This is a genomic window from Motilimonas pumila (genome assembly GCF_003596335.1).
Lineage (GTDB): Bacteria > Pseudomonadota > Gammaproteobacteria > Enterobacterales > CBDFNC01 > Motilimonas > Motilimonas pumila.
Map to the genome: position 1 here is coordinate 21,870 of NZ_QZCH01000019.1, position 21,383 is coordinate 43,252.

The 21,383-nt window shown below is 46.3% G+C and carries 21 protein-coding genes; 13 read left to right on the top strand and 8 right to left on the bottom strand.

Features of this window, described 5'->3' with window-relative positions; genetic code table 11:
- Window positions 1-11 precede the first annotated feature (11 nt).
- The 5 genes from rsmS to dinG are packed head-to-tail and all read right to left on the bottom strand — an operon-like array spanning window position 12 to window position 4,180.
- Window positions 12-182 (bottom strand): pleiotropic regulatory protein RsmS, encoded by a 171-nt coding sequence (rsmS, locus tag D1Z90_RS14055; protein ID WP_119911413.1) that lies wholly within the window; start codon window positions 180-182, stop codon window positions 12-14.
- Window positions 179-781, bottom strand: a complete 603-nt coding sequence (locus D1Z90_RS14060) for a DUF2057 family protein (protein ID WP_119911414.1) — start codon at window positions 779-781, stop codon at window positions 179-181. The genes rsmS and D1Z90_RS14060 overlap by 4 nt, the downstream gene beginning before the upstream one ends.
- Window positions 781-1,347, bottom strand: coding sequence for a primosomal replication protein PriC (priC, locus tag D1Z90_RS14065; protein WP_119911415.1), 567 nt, complete (start codon window positions 1,345-1,347; stop codon window positions 781-783). Before priC ends, D1Z90_RS14060 begins: the two co-directional genes overlap by 1 nt.
- Window positions 1,341-2,114 (bottom strand): sulfite exporter TauE/SafE family protein, encoded by a 774-nt coding sequence (locus D1Z90_RS14070; RefSeq protein ID WP_119911416.1) that lies wholly within the window; start codon window positions 2,112-2,114, stop codon window positions 1,341-1,343. The genes priC and D1Z90_RS14070 overlap by 7 nt, the downstream gene beginning before the upstream one ends.
- The gene (gene dinG / locus D1Z90_RS14075) at window positions 2,114-4,180 is read right to left on the bottom strand and encodes an ATP-dependent DNA helicase DinG (protein WP_119911417.1); all 2,067 of its coding nucleotides are present in this window, start codon (window positions 4,178-4,180) and stop codon (window positions 2,114-2,116) included. The genes D1Z90_RS14070 and dinG overlap by 1 nt, the downstream gene beginning before the upstream one ends.
- A 534-nt stretch (window positions 4,181-4,714) precedes the next feature.
- On the opposite strand from dinG, the gene D1Z90_RS14080 reads away from it, so the two are divergent.
- Both D1Z90_RS14080 and D1Z90_RS14085 read left to right on the top strand, forming a co-directional pair.
- The gene (locus D1Z90_RS14080; protein ID WP_119911418.1) at window positions 4,715-5,791 is read left to right on the top strand and encodes a porin; all 1,077 of its coding nucleotides are present in this window, start codon (window positions 4,715-4,717) and stop codon (window positions 5,789-5,791) included.
- Between the two features lie 84 nt (window positions 5,792-5,875).
- On the top strand, window positions 5,876-6,631 hold the full coding sequence (locus D1Z90_RS14085; protein ID WP_119911419.1) for a YccT family protein: 756 nt from the start codon (window positions 5,876-5,878) through the stop codon (window positions 6,629-6,631).
- A 52-nt stretch (window positions 6,632-6,683) separates the two neighbouring features.
- On the opposite strand, the gene D1Z90_RS14090 is transcribed toward D1Z90_RS14085, so the two are convergent.
- Window positions 6,684-7,064, bottom strand: coding sequence for a TraR/DksA family transcriptional regulator (locus tag D1Z90_RS14090; protein WP_119911420.1), 381 nt, complete (start codon window positions 7,062-7,064; stop codon window positions 6,684-6,686).
- Between the two features lie 240 nt (window positions 7,065-7,304).
- On the opposite strand from D1Z90_RS14090, the gene dusC reads away from it, so the two are divergent.
- The 6 genes from dusC to bluB all read left to right on the top strand — a co-directional run bounded on the left by dusC (window position 7,305) and on the right by bluB (window position 13,098).
- Window positions 7,305-8,252, top strand: a complete 948-nt coding sequence (dusC, locus tag D1Z90_RS14095) for a tRNA dihydrouridine(16) synthase DusC (protein WP_119911421.1) — start codon at window positions 7,305-7,307, stop codon at window positions 8,250-8,252.
- A 34-nt stretch (window positions 8,253-8,286) separates the two neighbouring features.
- The gene (locus D1Z90_RS14100; protein ID WP_119911472.1) at window positions 8,287-8,643 is read left to right on the top strand and encodes a YbaN family protein; all 357 of its coding nucleotides are present in this window, start codon (window positions 8,287-8,289) and stop codon (window positions 8,641-8,643) included.
- An 89-nt stretch (window positions 8,644-8,732) separates the two neighbouring features.
- Window positions 8,733-9,278, top strand: coding sequence for an adenine phosphoribosyltransferase (gene apt, locus D1Z90_RS14105; protein WP_119911422.1), 546 nt, complete (start codon window positions 8,733-8,735; stop codon window positions 9,276-9,278).
- 6 nt (window positions 9,279-9,284) lie between these two features.
- Entirely contained in the window at window positions 9,285-11,930 is a 2,646-nt protein-coding gene (gene dnaX, locus D1Z90_RS14110; protein ID WP_119911423.1) for a DNA polymerase III subunit gamma/tau, read from the top strand.
- Window positions 11,931-12,006: 76 nt separating this feature from the next.
- On the top strand, window positions 12,007-12,336 hold the full coding sequence (locus tag D1Z90_RS14115) for a YbaB/EbfC family nucleoid-associated protein (protein WP_119911424.1): 330 nt from the start codon (window positions 12,007-12,009) through the stop codon (window positions 12,334-12,336).
- Between the two features lie 90 nt (window positions 12,337-12,426).
- Complete coding sequence (bluB, locus tag D1Z90_RS14120) at window positions 12,427-13,098, top strand: 5,6-dimethylbenzimidazole synthase (RefSeq protein ID WP_119911425.1); 672 nt, start codon at window positions 12,427-12,429, stop codon at window positions 13,096-13,098.
- A 65-nt stretch (window positions 13,099-13,163) separates the two neighbouring features.
- On the opposite strand, the gene D1Z90_RS14125 is transcribed toward bluB, so the two are convergent.
- Complete coding sequence (locus tag D1Z90_RS14125; protein WP_119911426.1) at window positions 13,164-14,357, bottom strand: class I SAM-dependent methyltransferase; 1,194 nt, start codon at window positions 14,355-14,357, stop codon at window positions 13,164-13,166.
- A 139-nt stretch (window positions 14,358-14,496) separates the two neighbouring features.
- Here D1Z90_RS14125 and D1Z90_RS14130 point away from each other — a divergent pair, with 139 nt between their 5' ends.
- The gene (locus D1Z90_RS14130; protein WP_119911473.1) at window positions 14,497-14,769 is read left to right on the top strand and encodes an acylphosphatase; all 273 of its coding nucleotides are present in this window, start codon (window positions 14,497-14,499) and stop codon (window positions 14,767-14,769) included.
- Between the two features lie 84 nt (window positions 14,770-14,853).
- Here the strand turns inward: D1Z90_RS14130 and metG are convergent, their stop codons facing one another.
- Complete coding sequence (metG, locus tag D1Z90_RS14135; protein WP_438941747.1) at window positions 14,854-16,923, bottom strand: methionine--tRNA ligase; 2,070 nt, start codon at window positions 16,921-16,923, stop codon at window positions 14,854-14,856.
- Between the two features lie 125 nt (window positions 16,924-17,048).
- On the opposite strand from metG, the gene apbC reads away from it, so the two are divergent.
- From apbC to D1Z90_RS14155, 4 genes are all read left to right on the top strand, one after another.
- Window positions 17,049-18,098, top strand: a complete 1,050-nt coding sequence (gene apbC / locus D1Z90_RS14140) for an iron-sulfur cluster carrier protein ApbC (protein ID WP_119911428.1) — start codon at window positions 17,049-17,051, stop codon at window positions 18,096-18,098.
- 77 nt (window positions 18,099-18,175) lie between these two features.
- The gene (gene udk, locus D1Z90_RS14145) at window positions 18,176-18,820 is read left to right on the top strand and encodes a uridine kinase (RefSeq protein WP_119911474.1); all 645 of its coding nucleotides are present in this window, start codon (window positions 18,176-18,178) and stop codon (window positions 18,818-18,820) included.
- 12 nt (window positions 18,821-18,832) lie between these two features.
- Window positions 18,833-19,414, top strand: a complete 582-nt coding sequence (gene dcd, locus D1Z90_RS14150; RefSeq protein ID WP_119911429.1) for a dCTP deaminase — start codon at window positions 18,833-18,835, stop codon at window positions 19,412-19,414.
- A gap of 21 nt (window positions 19,415-19,435) precedes the next feature.
- Window positions 19,436-21,331 carry an AsmA family protein gene (locus D1Z90_RS14155; protein WP_119911430.1) on the top strand — a complete coding sequence of 632 codons (1,896 nt, stop codon included), beginning with the start codon at window positions 19,436-19,438 and terminating at the stop codon, window positions 21,329-21,331.
- Window positions 21,332-21,383: the final 52 nt, after the last annotated feature.

Consider the following 21,383-nt stretch of genomic DNA (forward strand, 5'->3'; position numbering starts at 1 on the left):
GAGTCGCAAGATCAGTTGTTTTTTGCTACTGACTCGGTTTGTTGTTGCAGTTTTTGCTGGCAATCATGCTGCACTATTTCTAATGCTTGTAAAGCCAGCGCCATGTCAATCTGGTTTTCTTCTAATAACTGGATTAGATCAACGGCAAGTTGCACATGTTTAGGGGCGTTTGCTAGGCTCATCGTCTGACTCGTTCGTACATTTTCTGAGAAGGGTTTTGTTCGTTACGCCTGATCCAGGCTTGAAATGCTTGCTGATGGGATTCGTCAGCATTTTGATACAATAACTTCAACTGGGTGAGAATGGTGTCTTGATCGGGCAATTGCTTGCCTTTTTCCAATTCTTCAAGCAGCGCCATGTTGGGACCATTTTGCCAACCAAAACGCTGAGCAAGTACCGCCTCATGGGGCAAGATTTGACCGTTGCTTTTGTCTATTAGGTTCAATTTAGGTTGCGCCACATAAGCCGCCGCTTCCTTACGGTTTCGTGGCCGTTTGGCTTGTAGCACTATGGTTTGCTGACCTTGGACATAGAAATACAGCACTATAGGGGAGGACAAATAAGTACTGTCGGCTTCACCATCAAATGCCTGTTGGTACTGCAACACCATTTGCTGCCGACCAGGCGTTAGGGGCAATGGCGCGCGGTTATAAAAGCTTTTTTGCTGTTCTTCACCATTTAGGTAGAGCAGCTTAAACATTGGCGGCACTAAAACTTGACTGTTTTGTGCCCAGCTGCAAAGTGGCAGCAGTAAGAGTATTGTTAATCCCAAAAATCGCATTAAAAATTCCCAATATATTCGCTTGAGGCTTCGTATTCTCTGACTTTTCGTTCAACGTCACGAGTTGCTGCTTGGCATCGTTGCAAGCGCTGTTTTAACGTGTCTAATTGCGTTTGTTCGTGATTTCTCGCAGTGCCGTACAATGCTTGTATTTTTACTTGGCTTTGCTCAATCATTGCCCCTAAACGCTGTTCATATTCATATTGCTTATGCAGCTTATGGTATAGAGCCTTCTCAACTTGGCTGGGTTTGTGGCTAAACAATGCTCCATTACCTTGCTGCGTTTGGCTTACCAATTTATTGAGTGCGGTAAATTGGTCGACTAAGGTTTCGCACATATGGCTGATTTTTGCTTCCGTCACCCCTTTGGCTTGATTTTCTTCTATCAATTGCAAGCTGCGGCTTACTTCTAAGGCGTAACCTGTGAGACTGTCGTGGTGCTGACTGAACAAGGCTCGGTTAAAATGAAACTTGCCATTGAGCTTTTTACTCAATTGATGGTCCAGTTGCTCACACGTGTTTTGTAATTGTGATACGCGTTGTTTTATGGGCGCCAGGTTTACCATGCTTCAACCGCCAATTTAATTGCCATTACCATTACTACGGTCACAAAGACAGGGCGAATAAACTTGCTGCCAAAGCGAATTGCAGAGTGCGCGCCAATGTAGGCTCCGAGCATTAAACACACGCCCATGCTTAGACCTAACACCCAATTGATGTGGCCTAACCAGATGAACGTTAATAGAGACAAAAAATTACTGGTAAAGTTCATTGCTTTGGCTAAACCAGAAGCAAGTAGAATATTGATTTTGTATAGCACTGCGCTGGATACTGTCCAAAACGCGCCTGTGCCAGGCCCTGCGACACCGTCGTAAAAACCAAGTGTTAAGCCTTGTAGCCATTGCTTTTGCGTCAGTACTCCGCCCTTTGTGGGCAGTTTACTTTTGTTATCCGGTGGGAATTTACTCACCATGGTATACACAGCGGTTGCCAAGATGACAATGGGCAATATTTTATCTAATAGTTCAGTAGAGAGTCTATCAACGATTAACGTGCCAACAACCGCGCCGATGGCAGTAGCGATAAACGATTTGCGCCAAAACATCGGGTTAAATAATTGTTTGCGATAATAGGTCCAGGCAGCTGTCGATGAAGCAAATGTGGCCGCTAATTTGTTGGTGCCTAAGGCAAGGTGCGGAGGCAGCCCGGCACTGAGTAAGGCGGGAATTGTCAGCATACCGCCGCCGCCAACCACGGCGTCAATAAATCCGGCAATTAATCCCACCGCGCACAGCATTAAAATTACGTTTAGTTCGATACCAATTTCTAGCATTATTGCTCTATATTTCGGGTAAAAGGAGGTAATGCGTCGAGCAGCCCTTGTCCATAACGGCGGGTGACCAAGCGACGGTCGAGGATAGTGATTCTACCCCAATCGTTTTCTTTTCTCACTAAACGGCCACAAGATTGGATCAGTTTTTTACTGGCCTCGGGGATCGTGATTTGAATAAAAGGGTTACCACCTTTACTTTGGATCCATTCGGCGTGAGCCTCTTCAACGGGAGATGTAGGGACAGCAAAAGGCAGTTTGGTGATAATTAAATTCGTCAAGTAATGGCCTGGTAAATCCAAACCTTCTGACAAACTGCCTGTGCCGAACAGTATGGCGGTGGTGCCTTTGTCACAATATTTTTTATATTTTTCGAGTAAGGCTTGGCGTGATAACTGACCCTGTTGCAGTATTTCTGCGTCAAGCTTGCCGTCAAGCTTTTCTGCTACCAAACGCATTTGCCAATAAGACGCAAACAAGATTAAGTTACCTTGATTCGGTTCAATGAATTGTTTGACCTTGTCACACAATTCGCTGTCAAAATTATCGGTTCCTGGCTCATAACGCATTTTAGGCAAGCTTAAGGTGACTTTGCGGTAATCAAAAGGCGATTTTAAGCGCAGGTATTGAGTGCCATCTTGTTGTTTTAATCCCGTTTGTTGGCGAAAAAAATCAAAGCTGCTTAAAGCAGACAACGTTGCTGAGCATAATACGCAGCCTGCAGCTTGTGACCAAAGTTGATGCTCTAATAGGCCCCCGACTTCAATGGGAGAAGCTGCCAGTAATATATCAGGCTCTTGTGCCTGTATTTTTTTAGCCCAGCAGGCCAAAGGCGCTTGCTTGGCGGAAGGCTCTTTCGCCAACATGTACCAAAGGTTAACAAAATTCTCTAATCGCTGAACCGCAATCCCTACCTCGGCCATCAAGGGCTCTGCTACTTTGGTTTTGACGCTGCCATCTTTTAATGACTCGGTAATAATACTGAGTATTTTATTGAGGGCTTTGAGACAAATTTTGCTTTCGTCTCGGATGGCGGCAGCAAACAGATTCAACGCATCGGGTAGCTCACCCATTGCAAAACGGCAACTATCATCTTGACTGAATAACTGAGCATTGGCGTTGAAAAACTCAGCCACCTTCGCCAGCTCTTTTTTCACCGCCAAACCTGATTCCACCATTTCAATGCCAGGGCCAATGCAGGAACGCGCAGTGACTTGCTGCGCCACTTTTCGGTTGAGTTGCTCTAACTTAGCAAACCAACTGATACTGCTGTTCAATTGAATATTGGCGCTGGAAAAGTCACGGGCGATACTGGGAATGTGGTGCGCTTCATCCATGATATAAAAGCACTGATCTGGCTCAGGTAAAATTACCCCACCGCCTAATTCAGTATCAGCCAGTAGCAGGGCGTGATTGACTACCAGCAAATCACTTTTATCCAATTCATCGCGAGCACGGTGAAAAGGGCAGTGCTGATGGTGAGATAAGGCGCGACTGCAGCTGTGCTTATCAGCAACGATCAGTTGCCAGATATTATCGCCGATGGGCGTCGGCCAACTGTCCCGGTCGCCTTGCCACTTGCCATCGCTATACGCTTTGTGAAGACGCTTGACCATAGCCAGATCTTGCTTAGTAGGTTTGTCTTGCCATAAAGGTAATTGATCGTTATTCGCGTCGGCCAGCTGAAACAGTTTATGCTCACAGCAATATCTTTGCCTGCCTTTTACTAAGGCAAATTTAAAGTTCAACGGACTGTGTTGTAAAAAGAAGGGGAGATCCTTGTTTATCAACTGCTCTTGTAAAGTCACAGTAGCGGTGGATACCACCAGCTTTTTATTTAATTGCATGGCGACCGGTAAAGCGCCGAGTAAATAAGCCAGAGATTTGCCTATGCCCGTGCCAGCTTCTGCCACCATGATCCGGCGCCGTTTGTCGTACTCTCCAGCCAAGGTTTTGGCGATTTCTGCCACCAAATAGTTTTGCTCTTTTCGTACTTGGTAATCTGGCAGCGCTTGGCTGATGTTTTGGTATGACTGTCGAATTATCTTCTTAACTTTATCGGCTAGCATGGCTTAGTCAGTGACGGAGGAAGGTTTGCAGTGTAGCAAGTTGCTCCTTGAGTGAATAGCTATCTGGTGAAGGTAATTAAGTTAGTAACGCTCATAAAAATGAAAACAAATCAAAGATGCAATTCACAATAAAGGAATCAAAGTGTTATGGATTTTCTAAAAAGTTCATTAAATCACACTTTTTTTTGAAAAAAATAGCAGGCTGAACTACGTTTAAATAACCTGATGTCAACATAAATCAGTTTTAACAACTGAAATATTAAAATAAATAAGTGATATCAGTTGCTTAAATCGTCCTATTGAGTGGATAAATAGGTTCGAGCGAGTTAATTTAACTTGCGAAATTGCTCAAGGAATGAACAAAAACTAATTCTTGTGACTCGTTTTGAGAAGAGTTGATGTTTTTTTGTCTATTGACGCAGAATTTTGACTTTGTCATTATCTGCGCCGCTAAGGAAGCACTGCACGTTTAATGGATTGAACAGATAAGAACACAATTCTTTCTGAAAACAATACTAATAGGCAGTGAAAACAATGAAAAAGACAATTCTTGCAGCGATGGTACCGGCACTTCTTGCAACAGGTACGGTAAATGCCGCTGAACTCTACCGCTCTGAAAATGGCTCAGTACTTAACATGTACGGCCGTATCGAAGCAAACTTCGTAAATCAAGATATCTATGATGCCAATGGTGACAAAGACAGCGAAACAGACGGTTCAGTCTACGCCCGTCTTGGTTTTAATGGTCGCCAATTAATCACTGCAGACACCGCCGTGATTGGCCAAGCGCAATATCAACTCAGCCAAGAGCCAGGCTCTAGCAGCACTGAATGGAATGCACGTTACGTGTGGGCCGGTTTAGATCTTGCTGAAGCGGGTCGTATTGAAGCGGGTCGTGTGGCATCGGGTTTGATCATGTTCACGGACATTGGTGATATTTTCTACGCCGGTGGCGACGTGGTAGCGGGTGCAAACGTTAACACCGTTGATACTGGTGCAGCGTTAGTCTTTCGCCAAGACGGTACTTTGCAATACCGCAACAGTCTAGGCGATTTTGACTTTACCCTTGCTTACATCACTAACAGCTCAATCGATTACGGCTATAACACAGCACTGCGTTACAGTTTTGATATGGGTAATGCCGGTTTACTACAGCCAGTGGCTATGTACCAATTCAACAAAGCCGACAGCGATGACAAAGCAAACTCAGGCGTAAAGGAATACCAAACGTACGGCGCAGGTTTACAGTACTTCTTGGGTGATTTTTACGCGGGTGCCACTTACGTAGAAGAGAAGTTTGACTTCTTTGGTGGCGGTAATGATAAAACCAAAGGTACAGATATTGTAGCGGCTTATGACTTTGGTCAATGGGTAGCGCGCGCGGGTTACCGTTACCAGAAGCTAGATGATGCAATGGCGGGTGAAAAGAAAATTCAAGACACTTGGATCATTGAAGGTCAATACAAGCTGACATCTCAATCTTCACTTTTTGCTAACTACAGCGATAACTCTGGTCATGGCGTGACAGGTGCCGATATGATCAACGGTTCGGGTAACCTAAACAAAGAGAAGGGCGGTGTAGCCTCTATTGGTATTCGTTACGAGTGGTAAAGTCCACTAACTAGTGCTATTAATTAAGCCAGCCACCGCGCTGGCTTTTGTCGTTTAAGTGCTTTATAAATTGAGGTTTTTTTAATGATAATAAAGAATAAGTGGTTACTGGTTTCGTGCCTAAGTTGGGCTTCTTGGTCTGTGGCGGCTGCAGAGTTCAGCGTGCCAGATAATTTTGAAATGCTGGTAGTCAACGGCAAGGGCGAAGGCAACATGTTTTATAAAAATGACGGTGATGTGACCCTTGAAGATAACAAGATGCAGCAAGTGGTGGTGCGTTTTACCGCACCAAGGGGCGTGACAAATACCGAAGACATGCGGGGCATTGCCAAGTCTCAGCCAGTGGTGTTGACCTTTGATACCAGTGGGCACAGCAAGATTGCGGTGGTGAAACCTCAGCTTCATACCGAGAAAATGGTCGATAAATACGCCAAAAAACCTGTCATTAAGTTGATTAATGACCAAGGTCAGGCCGTCAACTTTAAGCAAGACATGTTACTTACTCCAGGCATGCAGCTCACCCGAGATTACCCGAAAGAAGTGGCCATTTATAATCAAAGCACGGGCCCTGCAGCATTGGCAGAAATTGTAGCGCCGCAGCCTGTGATTGCGACCAGCAGTGGTCAAGCCATGGCCGCAACCACTGCGACTGATACCCGTCAGGCTGTCACGACTTCAGGAAAAGCAGCGGCTGTTACCTCTGCTAGTGTAGCGGCAAACAATAATAAAGCAGAAAAAACATCACAGACAGAGAGTGTGTCGCAATTAAAAGCCAATTTCTCTGAATTGTCTGAGCAAGACAAAAAAGCATTTATTCAGTGGGCTATTGGCCAGATGTAGGTCGAGAAAGGGCCAATAGGTTAGCGTCCTTGCTAACCTGCTCGTCTGAGTGTCATAGGCGAATAAAACCGTGTTTATTGTCGTTATTTTGCTGACATTTTTGGCATCGCTGCGCGGTGACTTGCGCGGCTAATATGTCGGCCTCAATCATTTCTTCACAGTCAGAGCATATACCGAACAGGCCCATGTCCATTTGACATAGTGCGGCGTCGATTTGTTTCAAATGTTGTAAAGGCTGGCCTATTTCATTCAAGGCAATAGGCTCTAGCGCATCGACTAAAGCGCTACTGCTCATTGTTGCGATTTGCGCTAACCAATGGGGCGTAACCGGCGCATGCTTTAAGATCTTAATCAGGCTTTGCTTACACGAGGTAAGCTCGTCTTCTAAACGGCTTTGATAAAGCGCCAATTCAGCTTGGGATAAATGTTCCATAACCATTATTCTGAGACAATTTGTTGCGATACATTATAGTGACTGATTCTTTATACAGACTGATTTATGTCAAATCTGACTTTTATAGCCGCTGTTTGGCAGCATTTTCAGCTTAAAACTTGCGCCAGATTAATGTTTAATCAATCAGTTAGCTAAGTGGTTCGGAATCAGCTACACGCTATGCGGTGACTTTTGCATGAGAAACCACTACACTGCCGCCGCAATCTGAGAGAGGTAATTATGCGTGTGATACTGGCGCCGATGGAAGGCGTAGTTGACCCATTAATGCGGCAAGTGCTTACTGCTATTAATGATTATGACTTATGCGTGACGGAGTTTGTCCGTGTGGTAGACATGCTGCTACCTAACCGGGTATTTCTAAAACTGGCCCCTGAGCTGACCCAAGGTGGCAAGACGGACTCTGGTACCAATGTGCGAGTGCAGCTATTAGGACAATCTCCAGAGTGGCTTGCTGAAAATGCGTTTCGTGCGGTTGAGCTAGGATCTTTTGGCATTGATTTAAACTGTGGCTGTCCGTCAAAAACGGTGAATGGTTCAAAAGGTGGGGCGGCTTTGTTAAAAGAGCCCGAAATCATTTATCAAGCTACTAAAGCGATGCGCGCTGCAGTGCCAGACAAACCGGTCACGGTAAAGGTACGCCTTGGCTGGGCTTGTAAAAATCAGAGCTTAGAAATAGCTGACGCTGCATACCAAGGCGGAGCGTCGGAATTAGCCGTGCATGGGCGGACTCGAGAGGACGGTTATCAAGCCGATAAAATAGATTGGCGAACAATTGGTAAAATCAATCAAGCGATTCAGATCCCAGTGGTAGCTAACGGCGAAATTTGGCACGCTGAAGACGCCAAATTGTGCTTGTTACAAAGTGGCTGTGACGATCTAATGATTGGCCGCGGCGCCTTGGCGATGCCAAATTTATGTGACGTGATTAAGCACCAAGCTCAACCCATGCCTTGGGGTGAGGTATTAGCCTTATTATTGAAGTACTCAGGGTTAGAATGCGCAGGCGATAAACATAAATATTTTGGTAACCGGATCAAGCAGTGGCTTAAATACGTCGTTAAGTCATACCCGCAAGCCGAAGTTTTGTTTACTGAAGTGCGCCGTCTGAAAAAAGCCGACGAGATACTAAAGGTGCTTGAAACACACTGGCAGCGAGCGCAAAGGTAATCCATGGTGTGGCAAAACGCAGGGCACCAATGACATGAAACGCGCATTTTATTTTTGTATCGGATTATTGAGTTTAGGCTTGGGGATCTTAGGCATCCCTCTGCCCGTGTTGCCTACCACCCCTTTTGTATTACTGGCGGCTTTTTGTTTTGCCAAAAGTTCGCCTAGGTTTCATCAGTATTTATTAACCCACCCTTGGTTTGGCAACATGATACAAGATTGGCAACAGCATCGACGTTTAGCGAGAAAAACGAAATATAAAGCCATCATAATGATGACGTTAACCTTTGCTATCTCTGTCTATTGGGTGCCTTTATGGGCGGTGAAAATTGGCTTGATCGTTTGTTATTTCATCTTGGCAACCTATATTTGGCGTTTAAAAGAGCGCTGATTTTGAAATTGCTAAGGCAGCACTTGCAAGGGGAGAGGCGAGTGAATAAGCTTATGCCAATCTGCCCACTCACATTTTTAGGCTCACTCATGGACCAATCTCGTTTAGACCTTATTACGAACAGTATTAAAACTATCCCCGACTACCCAAAACCGGGCATCATGTTTCGCGATATCACCAGTTTGATTGAAGACGCCGAGGCCTTTGCCGTTACGATTGACCTGTTGGTGCAAAAGTACAAAAACCAAGGCATTGTTAAAGTGGTGGGTACTGAGGCGCGTGGATTTATTTTCGGTGCACCTATCGCTGCCGCAATTGGCGCAGGATTTGTACCGGCCCGCAAACCCGGCAAACTGCCTCGCGCGACCGTTGTTCAGACTTATGAGCTGGAATACGGCACGGATATGTTGCAAATTCACAAAGACGCCATTTTACCGGGCGAGAAAGTACTTTTGGTCGATGACTTACTTGCCACTGGCGGTACACTCGAAGCCACTGTTAAGCTGATTCGAGAACTGGGCGGTGATATTCATGATGCCGCGGTTGTGATTGAGTTGCCAGCTTTGAATGGCCAGCAAAAGCTGCGTCAACATGACGTCAATGTATTCAGTTTGATCCAATTTGAAGGCGAATAACAACACATGAGTTATCAGGTTTTAGCCCGTAAATGGCGACCGCACAATTTTAAGCAAGTGGTTGGCCAGCAGCACGTGTTGACTGCCTTGATCAATGCTTTGCAACAACAAAGGTTGCATCATGCGTATCTATTCAGCGGCACCCGAGGCGTGGGTAAAACCAGCATAGCGAGGATCTTAGCTAAAAGCTTAAACTGTGAAACGGGCGTAACCGCTGAGCCTTGTGGTCAGTGTGACCACTGTCAGGCCATTGAGCAGGGCCGCTTTGTTGACTTGTTAGAAATTGACGCGGCCTCTCGTACCAAAGTAGAAGACACGCGGGAGTTGCTTGATAACGTGCAGTACAAACCTGCACAAGGGCGATATAAAGTGTACTTGATTGATGAAGTGCACATGTTATCCAAACATAGCTTTAACGCCTTATTAAAAACCTTGGAAGAGCCTCCGGAATACGTCAAATTTCTGTTAGCGACGACCGACCCTCAAAAACTGCCCATTACGATACTGTCTCGTTGCTTACAGTTTCACCTGAAAAGTCTCACTAAGTCAGATATTTCGGAACAATTGAGCCATATTTTACAACAAGAGCAGCACGGCTTTGAGCCACCTGCACTGGCTTTGTTGGCTAAAGCGGCTAATGGCAGTATGCGTGATGCTCTCAGCTTAACCGACCAAGCCATCGCATTTGGTAATGGCTCGGTACAATATGACAGTGTGTTAAGCATGCTTGGCACGTTAGATCATAAACAAGTCTATGAATTGCTGCGCAGCATTAGCCAAGGCGATGTGAATCTTGTATTTGACCAAGTGGCGCAGTTGGTCAGTTTAGGTCCGGATTTTGACCAAGTCCTTAATGAGTTGGCCAATGCGTTACATCAAGTTGCATTGGCACAGATGCTGCCTTCTACTGCCAGCGGCAATGATGATCATGAAGCCATAACCGAGTTAGCACGCACATTTTCGGCAGAGCAAGTGCAGCTTTGTTATCAAATAGCCCTAAAGGGACGTCAGGATTTACCGTTGGCGCCAGAGCCTAGAGTTGGCTTAGAAATGACTCTGATGCGCATGTTAGCGTTTCGCCCGGCCCCTTTAGTAGATATCGAGCCTACTATGATGGCGCCTGCGAATCAGAGCGCGCCCACAGCTGAGCTTCGAAGCCACGCGCAAGGGACGTCACAACGACAAGCGAGTACGCCAATCGCAAAGGCACTTCCTGCGCCTGAAGCCATTGCTAAGACCTGTGGGCAAAATGTCTCCGTTATGCCTGTTACACCTGAGCAGGAAAGCAGCCCTGCGAATAGCCCTGGACCCGCTCCTGAGCCACGGGTTAGGCCCCCGAAAGCCGATAATCAGGAGACTGCTAGCCATCACGCGCCTGCCTTAGACAGCGCAGATCATAGTATGCGCGAAGATAAACAGGCTGCTGAATCAGCTCCTTTGAATGAAAGTGTTGAGCGCGATACGCAACAAAATGCGGCAGTAAATACAGCAGAAACAGCAGGGCCGGAGCAGGCGAAGCAAACACAAAATGATGATAAGCCAGAGGTTAGCACTGCAGCTTCTGAACCTGTTTTGGGCGCGTTGGCGAAGCGAAATATGCTTCGCAGTAGAAAAAAGGCGCTGCAATCAGGGGAAAAAAAAACAGCCATCACGAGCCCTAAAGAAGCGCCAGCCGCTGCGCTGACGGCGTCAAAAGAAACGAATAGGATGGCAACGGCACAAGATGCTGCAATTTCTCAGCCTGCATCGGTAAAGCAGCCCGCATCCGTTGCTACGCCTTCCCATGAGCGCTCAATTGCTCAAGCTACGCCCCCATATTCGCGTCAGCCCGGCTCTGGCGAGACGCGCGATAAAGCGCCGATAAGTTCAGCGCCACAAGCGGATCCCCCGTCTTCGAGTAGCACGGGTCATCATCAAATTTCTCCTGCTATGGACCCTGAATTACCGCCATTAGATGCGTACAGTCAAGATTACCAAGCTTACTTTCAAGCCGACAACATGCCGGCACAAATGCCCGATGAGGCTTTTTCAGACGCGGTAAGTATGGCTTATGACCACAACAGTTCAAGTCAGCAACAGGATTACGGTCAAACCCATTTGCCTAAAACGGCCGAACCTGCTGTGGAGACCGAGCTTAATGCGGGCCAAATAGGTGACTCCGACAACGGCCAGCAAAGCCGTCATCTAATCCATAATCCGAGCAGCGACTCCAGTGGTAACCCAAGCAGTCATGATACTGCAATGCTGCCGGTGCCCAATACGTTTTCCCAAAGCAACCAAGATCCTTGGTGCCAGCAAATCAACCAACTGGGTTTATCGGGTATCTTACGCCAATTGGGTCTTAATAGTGTGGCGCAGACATTAGCGCCGCAACTGGCGTTAGTTTTACAACCGGCGCATCAACATTTAAATAACGAGAAAAATCAGCAGGCCTTGCTTAGCGCATGTCAGCAAGTTTATGGTGATAATGCGAGCGTCGCCATCACTATAGGACAAGTGCCAGAGCAGCAAACTCCGGTGGAGATTGAACAAGCCATTTATTTAGCGAGACTCAACCAAGCGAAGCAAGACATTGCAGAAGATGCTGCCATTCAATTTTTCATTCAGCGCTTTGCTGCGGTGGTCGATGAAGACAGCATAAAACCGATTTAATCCTTGAAAAAGATTGTTTAGGCCCCAATAGTCTAAATATAATCCCATGTAACAATGACAGCAGTGAGAGATAACTATGTTCGGTAAAGGCGGAATGTCAGGGCTAATGAAGCAAGCCCAACAAATGCAAGACAAAATGCAACAAGCGCAAGAAGATATCGCGAAAATGGAAGTCGTGGGTGAAGCGGGCGCTGGCATGGTCAAAGTCACCATGTTGGGTAACCATAACGTTCGTCGTATTGAGATTGACGAAAGCCTGATGGAAGACGACAAAGAAATGATTGAAGACTTGGTTGCTGCGGCAATCAACGATGCTGTTCGTCGAGTAGAAGAAGAAAGCAAAAGCAAAATGGCCGATGTTACCGGCGGAATGCAGTTACCACCTGGCATGAAAATGCCATTCTAACGGGTGGGGTGATGAATAAAAAAACCAAGGCTTGCCTTGGTTTTTTTGTTTTTGGCCAGGCACAATATGCATGACTCAACAGGAGCTAAGATGAATATTACAGAGCAAGAGCGTGATGCGGTCTATAAAACCATTTTTTCTCGTCGTGACGTACGCGGTCAGTTCTTACCAGAGCCGATTTCACAGCAAGTGATTATGCGTATTCTAAAAGCGGCACATCATGCTCCTAGCGTTGGCTTTATGCAGCCTTGGGATTTTATTTTGGTGCAAAATGCCGAGACTAAACAAGCTATAAAAAATGGCTTTGAGCAAGCGCACCAAGCCTCTGCCGAGATGTTCACTCAAGACAAGTCAGAGCAGTACCGGCAATTAAAACTCGAAGGTATTTTGGAAGCTCCATTAGGGATCTGTATCACTTGTGATCGCAGCCGCAATGGTCCGGTGGTAATAGGGCGAACCATTAAGCCAGAAATGGACTTATACAGCGCTGTTTGCGCGGTACAAAACCTATGGTTAGCCGCGCGTGCTGAAAACTTGGGCGTAGGTTGGGTCAGTATTATTGAAGATGAGGTATTACGCAGCGCGCTAGGGATACCACAAGATATCGACATTATTGCATACCTGTGTATCGGCAGCGTGTCTCACTTTAAAGATAAACCCGAATTGGAAACTGCGGGTTGGTTGCCGCGCCGGGCCTTGGAAGAGGCAATCCATCACGACGCTTGGCAGCCACATCAGGTTAACAATAGCAGCGAACGTTAAGCTTAACTGAGGTAAAGACACTGCGAAGTCGGGCTGAGAATAAACTAGCCCGAGCGCTGGTGGCCTCAATAAACTTTAACAACCAAACCTTTTAAATAAAAGCCTTCTGGGTAGCTGGTTCTGATTGGGTGATCGCCAGCTTGTGACAATCGCTCAACAATGTAGGCGTCTTTATTGGCATCCACCGCAGCGTCGGCTACTACTTTTTGGAACAGCTCGCTGGAAATTAAGCCAGAACAAGAGAACGTCAGCAGAGTGCCCCCTGGATTAAGCAGCTGCATCGCCACCATATTGATGTCTTTGTATCCGCGACAGGCTTTGACTACTTGGGATTTATTTTCCGCAAATTTTGGCGGATCCAAAATAATGGTATCGAACTTTTTACCCTCTTTGCGGTAGCGGCGCAGTAACGCAAACACGTCTTCGTTAATGTATGCGGCTTTACTGGTATCTAGCTGATTCAGTTCTGCATTTTTCTTTGCTGTACGTAAGGCTAGATCGGATACATCGACGTTTTCTACGTAATTTGCACCGCCTTTTAGCGCGTATACGCCAAAGGTTCCTGTATAACAAAAGCAGTTTAGCACTTGTTTGCCCTGACAGTATTTGGCGGCAATGGCGCGGTTATCTCTTTGGTCAAGGTAAAAGCCGGTTTTGTGGCCATTGACCACGTCAACGGAGATTTTTACGCCGTTATTTTCTTCAATGATCACGCTCTCTTGGGCAAGCTCTCCAAGCAGTGGCCCTTGGCTCAGTTCTAAACCTTCTTTTTTTCTTACCGCGACATCAGAGCGGTCATACACCACGCAATCTGGATATAGATTCGCCAATGCTTGTACAAGTGTTGATTTGTGGTATTCCGCCCCAGCGGACAATAATTGAGTCACCAATACGTTATCGTATTTGTCGATGGTAATGCCTGGCAAGCCATCAGCTTCAGCAGCCACCAGTCGATAGCCGGTTAGGCCTTGTTCGCTGATGAGTGGCTGACGCAGTGCTTGTGCTTGTTGTAATCGACGCTCAAAAAATGCCAGATCGATGATTTCGTCTTGCTGAAAGCTCCATACTCGCGCGCGGATTTGCGAGCTGGGAGACCATGCTGCTTTCGCCAGCCATTTGCCCTGATAATCCAGTATATCTACCGTTTCTCCCAGCTCAGCATCGCCTTGTGTTGTTTTGATTGCTCCGGAAAAAATCCAAGGGTGGCGTCGGCGCAACGATTTTTCTTTGCCTTTCGCTAAGGTAACGGTCAGGGTCATAATGGTCTCTTTTGATGTTTTGCGTGATTTTAAGTGTTATCAGCACCTTTGCCTACCAAAAAGAGCATAAATATGGGGTACAGCGCGAAGAAATGTCGTCATGCATTGGCTACACTGAATGCAAAAAGGGGGAAATATTATGGCTCATATTGGAGTGGAAGTACTCGTCTCTGGGGTAGTGCAGGGAGTTGGGTTTCGGTTCTTTACCACTCGAGAGGCAGAAAAGCTCGAGATTACAGGTCATGTCAGTAACTTGGCTGACGGTGATGTGAGAGTAGAAGCCTATGGTGACCCAGCTAATATAAAGACACTACTGGCTTGGTTAGAGCACGGTCCGAACAGTGCTAAAGTCGCGCACTTAGTCGCCAAAGAAATTCCGTTTAAGCAGGTGCATGCATTTACGGTCGAATAAAAAGATTGCTTTTCCAAGTCGTTAGTTGCTAAAAAGCCTGCTAAGAAGCAGGCTTTTTAAAGCTTGTGTAAATGAGCAGGCGCATTACATAATGCGCATACCCGGTTGAGCGCCTTCATCAGGACTTAAAATCCAAAGTTCATCGCCGCCTGGGCCTGCAGCCAGTACCATGCCTTCAGACACGCCAAATTTCATTTTACGCGGTGCAAGGTTGGCAACCATGACAGTCAGTTTACCTTCCAATTGCTCTGGTTCATAAGCGGATTTAATCCCGGCGAAGACTTGGCGAGTCTCTGAGCCAAGATCAAGGGTTAACTTGAGCAGCTTTTTGGCTTCTTTAAGTGATTCAGCTTTTACTATCTTGGCCACGCGCAAATCTACTTTGGCAAAATCGTCAAATGTGATTTCAGGAGCGATGGGCTCTTTTTCAAGCTCAGATTGCTGCGCTTTTTGCTGTTTCGCTTCGGCTTCCAGCTTAGCTTTGTTAGCCTTTTCAAAATTGGCTTTTTCTTCTGCCACCATGGCTTCAACGTGTTTAGGATCCACGCGTTGGAATAGGGCTTTAAATTTGCTGATTTCATGGCCAACTAACGGTTGACTTACACCATTCCAAGTTAACTCTTCGTTTAAGAAGCCCTCGGCACGTTTTGCTAGCTCAGGTAGCACAGGTTTTAGGTAAGCCATCAAGATGCGGAATAAGTTGATGCCCACAGAACATACGGCTTGTACTTCTGCCTCTTTGCCTTCTTCTTTGGCCAGTACCCACGGCGCCTTCTCATCGACGTAGCGGTTGGCTACGTCAGCCAGCGCCATGATTTCGCGAATGGCTTTACCAAACTCACGGTTTTCATAAGCGTTGCCGATACTATCAGCAGCATCCACAAAGCTCTGGTACAGTTCAGGCTCAGCAAACTCGGCCGCCAATTTACCGGCAAACTTTTTGCTGATAAAGCCGGCGTTACGAGAAGCTAAGTTAACCAACTTGTTAACCACATCTGAGTTTACTCGTTGTACAAAATCATCAAGATTAAGGTCTAAATCATCGACTTTATTGGTCAATTTTGCGGTGTAATAATAACGCAAACACTCAGGGTCTAAATGTTTGAGGTAGGTTTCAGCGTTAATAAACGTACCTTTAGACTTTGACATTTTCGCACCATTGACGGTGACGTAACCGTGCACATTGACCGCGGTAGGCTTGCGATAGCCCGCCCCTTCAAGCATGGCAGGCCAAAAACAACCGTGGAAGTTCAAAATATCTTTGCCAATAAAGTGGTACAGTTCAGCGTCACTGCCTTCAGCCCAATATTCGTCAAAGTTTAAGTTGTCTCGACGGGCGCAAAGGTTTTTAAACGTGCCCATATAGCCAATCGGGGCGTCTAGCCAGACGTAGAAAAATTTACCCGGCTCACCCGGAATTTCAAAACCAAAATATGGCGCGTCGCGGGAAATATCCCACTGGTTTAGACCCGAATCGATCCACTCAGCAAGCTTGTTCGCCATTTCATTTTGTAACGTGCCACTGCGAGTCCACTGTTTGAGCATATCGGCAAATTGTGGCAGGTCGAAGAAAAAGTGTTCGCTATCTTTCATCACTGGCACCGCGCCAGAGACAGCGGATTTAGGATTGATCAAATCTGTGGTGTCATAGGTTGCGCCACACACGTCACAGTTATCGCCATATTGGTCCTCGGCTTTACACTTCGGACAGCCGCCTTTGACAAAGCGGTCTGGTAAAAACATTTCTTTTTCAGGATCGTATAACTGAGAAATGGTGCGGCTAGTAATATAGCCTTTGGCTTTGAGTTGAGTATAAATGTGCGCAGACAACTCACGGTTTTCTTCGCTGTGAGTAGTATGGTAATTATCAAAACTGATGTTAAAACCGGCAAAGTCACGCTGATGCTCTTGGTTCACTTTGGCAATCATATCTTCTGGCGCAATACCTAGCTCTTGCGCTTTTAGCATCACTGGTGTGCCATGAGTATCGTCGGCGCAGATAAAGCTGATGGTGTGGTTACGCATTCGTTGATAACGCACCCACACATCTGCTTGGATGTGCTCCATCATATGACCTAAGTGAATTGAGCCGTTTGCGTAGGGCAGGGCACAAGTAACCAAAATTTTGCGTTCTTCGTTTGCCATAATTTCCATTTCTAAAATTAACCGGATTTATCTAAGGGAATGTTACCTGTTAGCGCCGTTAAATCCCAGCGCATCAGGTGAAAATAGCGCTTATTTTGTTACACTATGGAAAATTTCGGCTAGAAAATTAAAAAATGACCTTGTTAGAAAAAGTTTCCAAGATCCTTGGTGTATCGGACTGTGATAACCGGGTAGAAATGCTACCGGCTTCGGCAATCACCCTTGAAGCGACAAAGGTTTACCTCCAGGTGCCTTTTCTTGATCCTCATTGGAACGAACAACTGGTATTAAAAACCCAGTCTAAAATCGCAGCACTTGGACTTTCGTTGACGATTGAGACAGATATTCCAGCGTTTCAAACACAAAAGAGCACAGCTAGCGTACCTGGGGTAAAGAATATTATTGCCATTTCGTCCGGCAAAGGCGGCGTTGGCAAGTCTACGGTGACGGTGAACTTGGCTCTTGCGTTAGTCAAGCTGGGAGCCAAAGTGGGCATTTTAGATGCTGATATCTATGGCCCATCGATGCCGATAATGTTGGGCCAAGCCGAGGCTCGACCGGGCAGCCATGATGGCAAGACAATGGAACCCATTACCGCACACGGCGTAGTGGCAAACAGTATCGGGTTTTTAGTACCAAAAGATGATGCCACGGTATGGCGAGGACCAATGGCCAGTAAAGCATTGTCGCAAATCATTCGTGAAACGCAATGGGGCCAACTCGACTATCTAATTGTGGATATGCCGCCAGGCACTGGGGATATTCAGTTAACCATGTCTCAGCAAGTGCCATTAACCGCTGCCGTGGTCGTTACAACGCCGCAAAACATAGCCCTTGCGGATGCCAGTAAAGGCATCAGTATGTTTGAAAAGGTATCCATTCCTGTGCTCGGCGTGATTGAAAATATGAGCAGCCATGTGTGCAATCAATGTGGTCATGAAGAAGCCATTTTTTCAAGCGGCGGGGGGCAAACTTTGGCCTCTGAACGCACGTTACCATGTTTAGCTCAGCTACCTTTGCATATTCAATATCGCCAAGACACAGACAATGGTTTGCCCACTGTCAGCGCAGAGCCAGAGTCTGTATTGAGCCAGCATTATTTGAGTCTGGCCAGTAGGCTGACTGTAGAAATGGCTAAAACGTTGCACGCACAACCCCAAGTGATTGCAGTTAAACAATTGTAATGAATATTAAAGTTCCTTGCTGGAACGCTCGGCAACTTCCATAATAAAACTATTATTAGGCGATGTAAGTGAACACGATGACGGCGACAACACAACAAGCTGTGATCATTGCGATTGCAGGGGCGTCAGCCTCTGGCAAGAGTCTGATTGCCCAATCTATTTACCGTAAATTACGTAAAGATTTTGGGCCCGATGAGATTGGCGTTATCTCCGAAGACAGATATTATCGAGATCAAAGCCATTTACCTATGGAGCAGCGGGCATTAACCAACTATGATCACCCGTGTGCCATGGAGCACGAATTGCTTGCAGAGCATTTACGAACCCTGCAGCAAGGCAATACGGTTCACTTACCCAACTATTCGTACTCGCAGCACACCCGAGTCGCTGAAACCACCGAGTTCAAGCCGAAAAAAGTGATCATTTTAGAAGGCATTTTGCTCCTTAATAATGCCGAGGTCAGAGACATAATGCACACAGGGGTATATATGGATACGCCCCTTGATATTTGTTTTCTGCGCCGCTTGCAGCGTGATGTGCAGGAACGAGGCCGGTCAATGGAATCGGTGATCAAACAATACCAAGAAACGGTGCGGCCGATGTTTTTACAGTTTATCGAACCGTCCAAACAATATGCCGACCTGATCGTGCCAAGAGGCGGCAAAAATAAAATTGCCATCGACTTGCTGGCAGCCAGAATTAGACAATTTTTAAAGACTTAGAGAGAAGTACCTATGCGTTTATGCGATACCCACATTGAGCAATATTTAGATGAAGGCAAAATTATTATCGAGCCAAGGCCCGGTCAGGATCAAATATCCGGGGTCAGTGTGGATGTGACCTTAGGCAACTCTTTTCGAGTGTTTAACGACCATACTGCGCCTTACATTGACTTAAGTGGTCCTAAAGAAGAAGTGGCGCAATCTCTGGACAATGTCATGAGCGACGAAATTACGATTGCAGATGGCGAAGCTTTTTTCTTGCATCCAGGCGAGTTAGCTATTGCGGTCACTCATGAAAGCGTGACCTTACCTGCCGACATTGTGGGTTGGTTGGATGGCCGCTCATCGTTAGCGCGTCTTGGGCTAATGGTACATGTTACTGCTCACCGTATTGACCCAGGTTGGTCAGGAAGAATTGTGTTGGAGTTTTATAACAGCGGTAAACTGCCTTTAGCGCTGCGACCAAAAATGAAAATTGGCGCGTTAAACTTTGAAACTTTGTCGGCTCCTGCGGCGCGCCCATACAACAAACGTGAAAATGCGAAATACAAAAATCAACAAGGTGCAGTGGCCAGTCGCATCAACCAAGATTAATCTTCAATAAATGGAATATTCATGAAAAAACTGCTTTATGTAGTGGCCGGTTTAGCCGGACTTTTTGTTGTCGCTGCGGTAGTGATTACGCGTTTAGTCGATACCGAACGAGTGAAGTTGCTCTTGATTGCGGAGGTAGAACAAGCAACGGGGGCAGAGTTAGTCATTGAGGGCGACTTAAGTTGGCAGTTTTTCCCCCGTTTAGGCTTTGAATTGGGTCAAACTGAACTGCGTAACCCCGCTGGTTTTTCTGAGCCAAATTTTGCTTCTTTTGACAAAGCCAGTATGGATGTGGCGCTGATGCCTTTGTTGGATAAGCAAGTTGAAATTGGCGAACTGGTGTTGACCGGTGCCAGTGTGAATATCCTAACCAATAAAAAAGGTCTGTCTAACCTTGAGATGTTGACCAGTAAGGAACAGGAAAACGCCGCTCAAACAGAACAAGGCGAGCAAACAAGTGCCGGCGCTGCTGGCCAAGACATCGCAATCAGCTTAGCGGGCATTCGTATTGAAAACGGCCAGTTGCTTATTCGCGACGAAAAAACGCAACAACAACAACAAGTGTCTAACATGCGCTTATTAGTGGCCGCGTTTACTCCGGGAGAACGTGTGCCGGTAACCTTGGGAGCGGATTATGCCACTGAAGGACTGGCAGCGCGCTTGGAAAGCCAGTTTAACTTATTGTTGTCTAAACAATTTGACAGCATTGCCATCACTGAAATGGTGACCGAGTTGGACGTGGCAGGAGACAGCATAGTTGAAGGGCAGCAGGTCATTGGTTTAAAAGGCGACCTGACTTACGATGTTGCCAAACAACAAGCCAAGTTTGAAAACTTCGTGTTGAGCGCATTAGAGCATGAGTTTACTGGCTCGGCTAGCGTCGTTCATAGCGCCATACCTGTGATCCGTTATCAGCTTAATGCTAAAACACTGGACTTAGATGCCATTTTGGCAAAAGTGAATGGCGTTGATGATTCACAAAAATCTGCTGACTCCAGTGCAAGCAATCAGGCTTCGCAGCCACCACAAGAGCCAGATTTATCTGCGTTAAAGACGCTTGATCTTAAAGGTAAAATGCAGGTGGATGAAGTTAAGGTTGCCAATGCTACTGTCACCCAAGTCGGTTTCACTACCCAAATCAAACAAGGGGTTGCGAAATTATCGGATGTGTCCGCTCAGCTTTATCAGGGCACATTAAAAGCTTCAGCTGAACTTAATGCAAACCAACAACCCGCTACATTCAAATTCAAGCAGCAGTTAGCGGGTGTACAAGCGCGGCCATTGTTAACGGATGTGGCTGAATTAGATATGCTGGCGGGGGCAATGAAAGCCAACATTAACCTATCAGGCCAAGGCTTGAGCGAATTACGCATTCGTCAGACATTGGCTGGCAAGGCGTCTTTTGAGTTCAGCGATGGCGCATTATATGGCGTAAATATCCCATTAATGGTGCGCAAAGGGCAGGCTCAGCTGAAAGGTAAAGGAGGCAACTTTAAAGGTGAAGAAAAAACTGACTTCTCCGCGTTGTCAGGAACCTTTAACGTTGGCAAAGGCAAAGCCAGCACCAAAGATTTGCATTTAACCTCGCCGTTAATTCGAGTAAAAGGCACAGGCCATACTGATCTTGTCGCAGAAGCTTTAGACTTTAAAGTTAATGTAAACGTGGTCGGAAGCCTGAAAGGACAAGGCGGAAAATCGGAGCAAGAGCTTGCCGGTTTAGACATTCCATTAATGATCACTGGTACTTGGCAACAGCCTAAATATACCCTTGATATGGAAGCTTTAATGGCTGGTGAGTTAAAAAAAGAGTCTGAAAAAGTAAAACAGAAAGTGGAAAAAGAATTGAGTAAGAAATTGGGTGATGAAACGTCCAAAGAGTTACTCAAGCAACTGCCGCTAGATGGATTATTTAACTAAATACTCAGTTTCACAAAGCCAGCTTAATGCTGGCTTTTTGTTGATTAGTCAC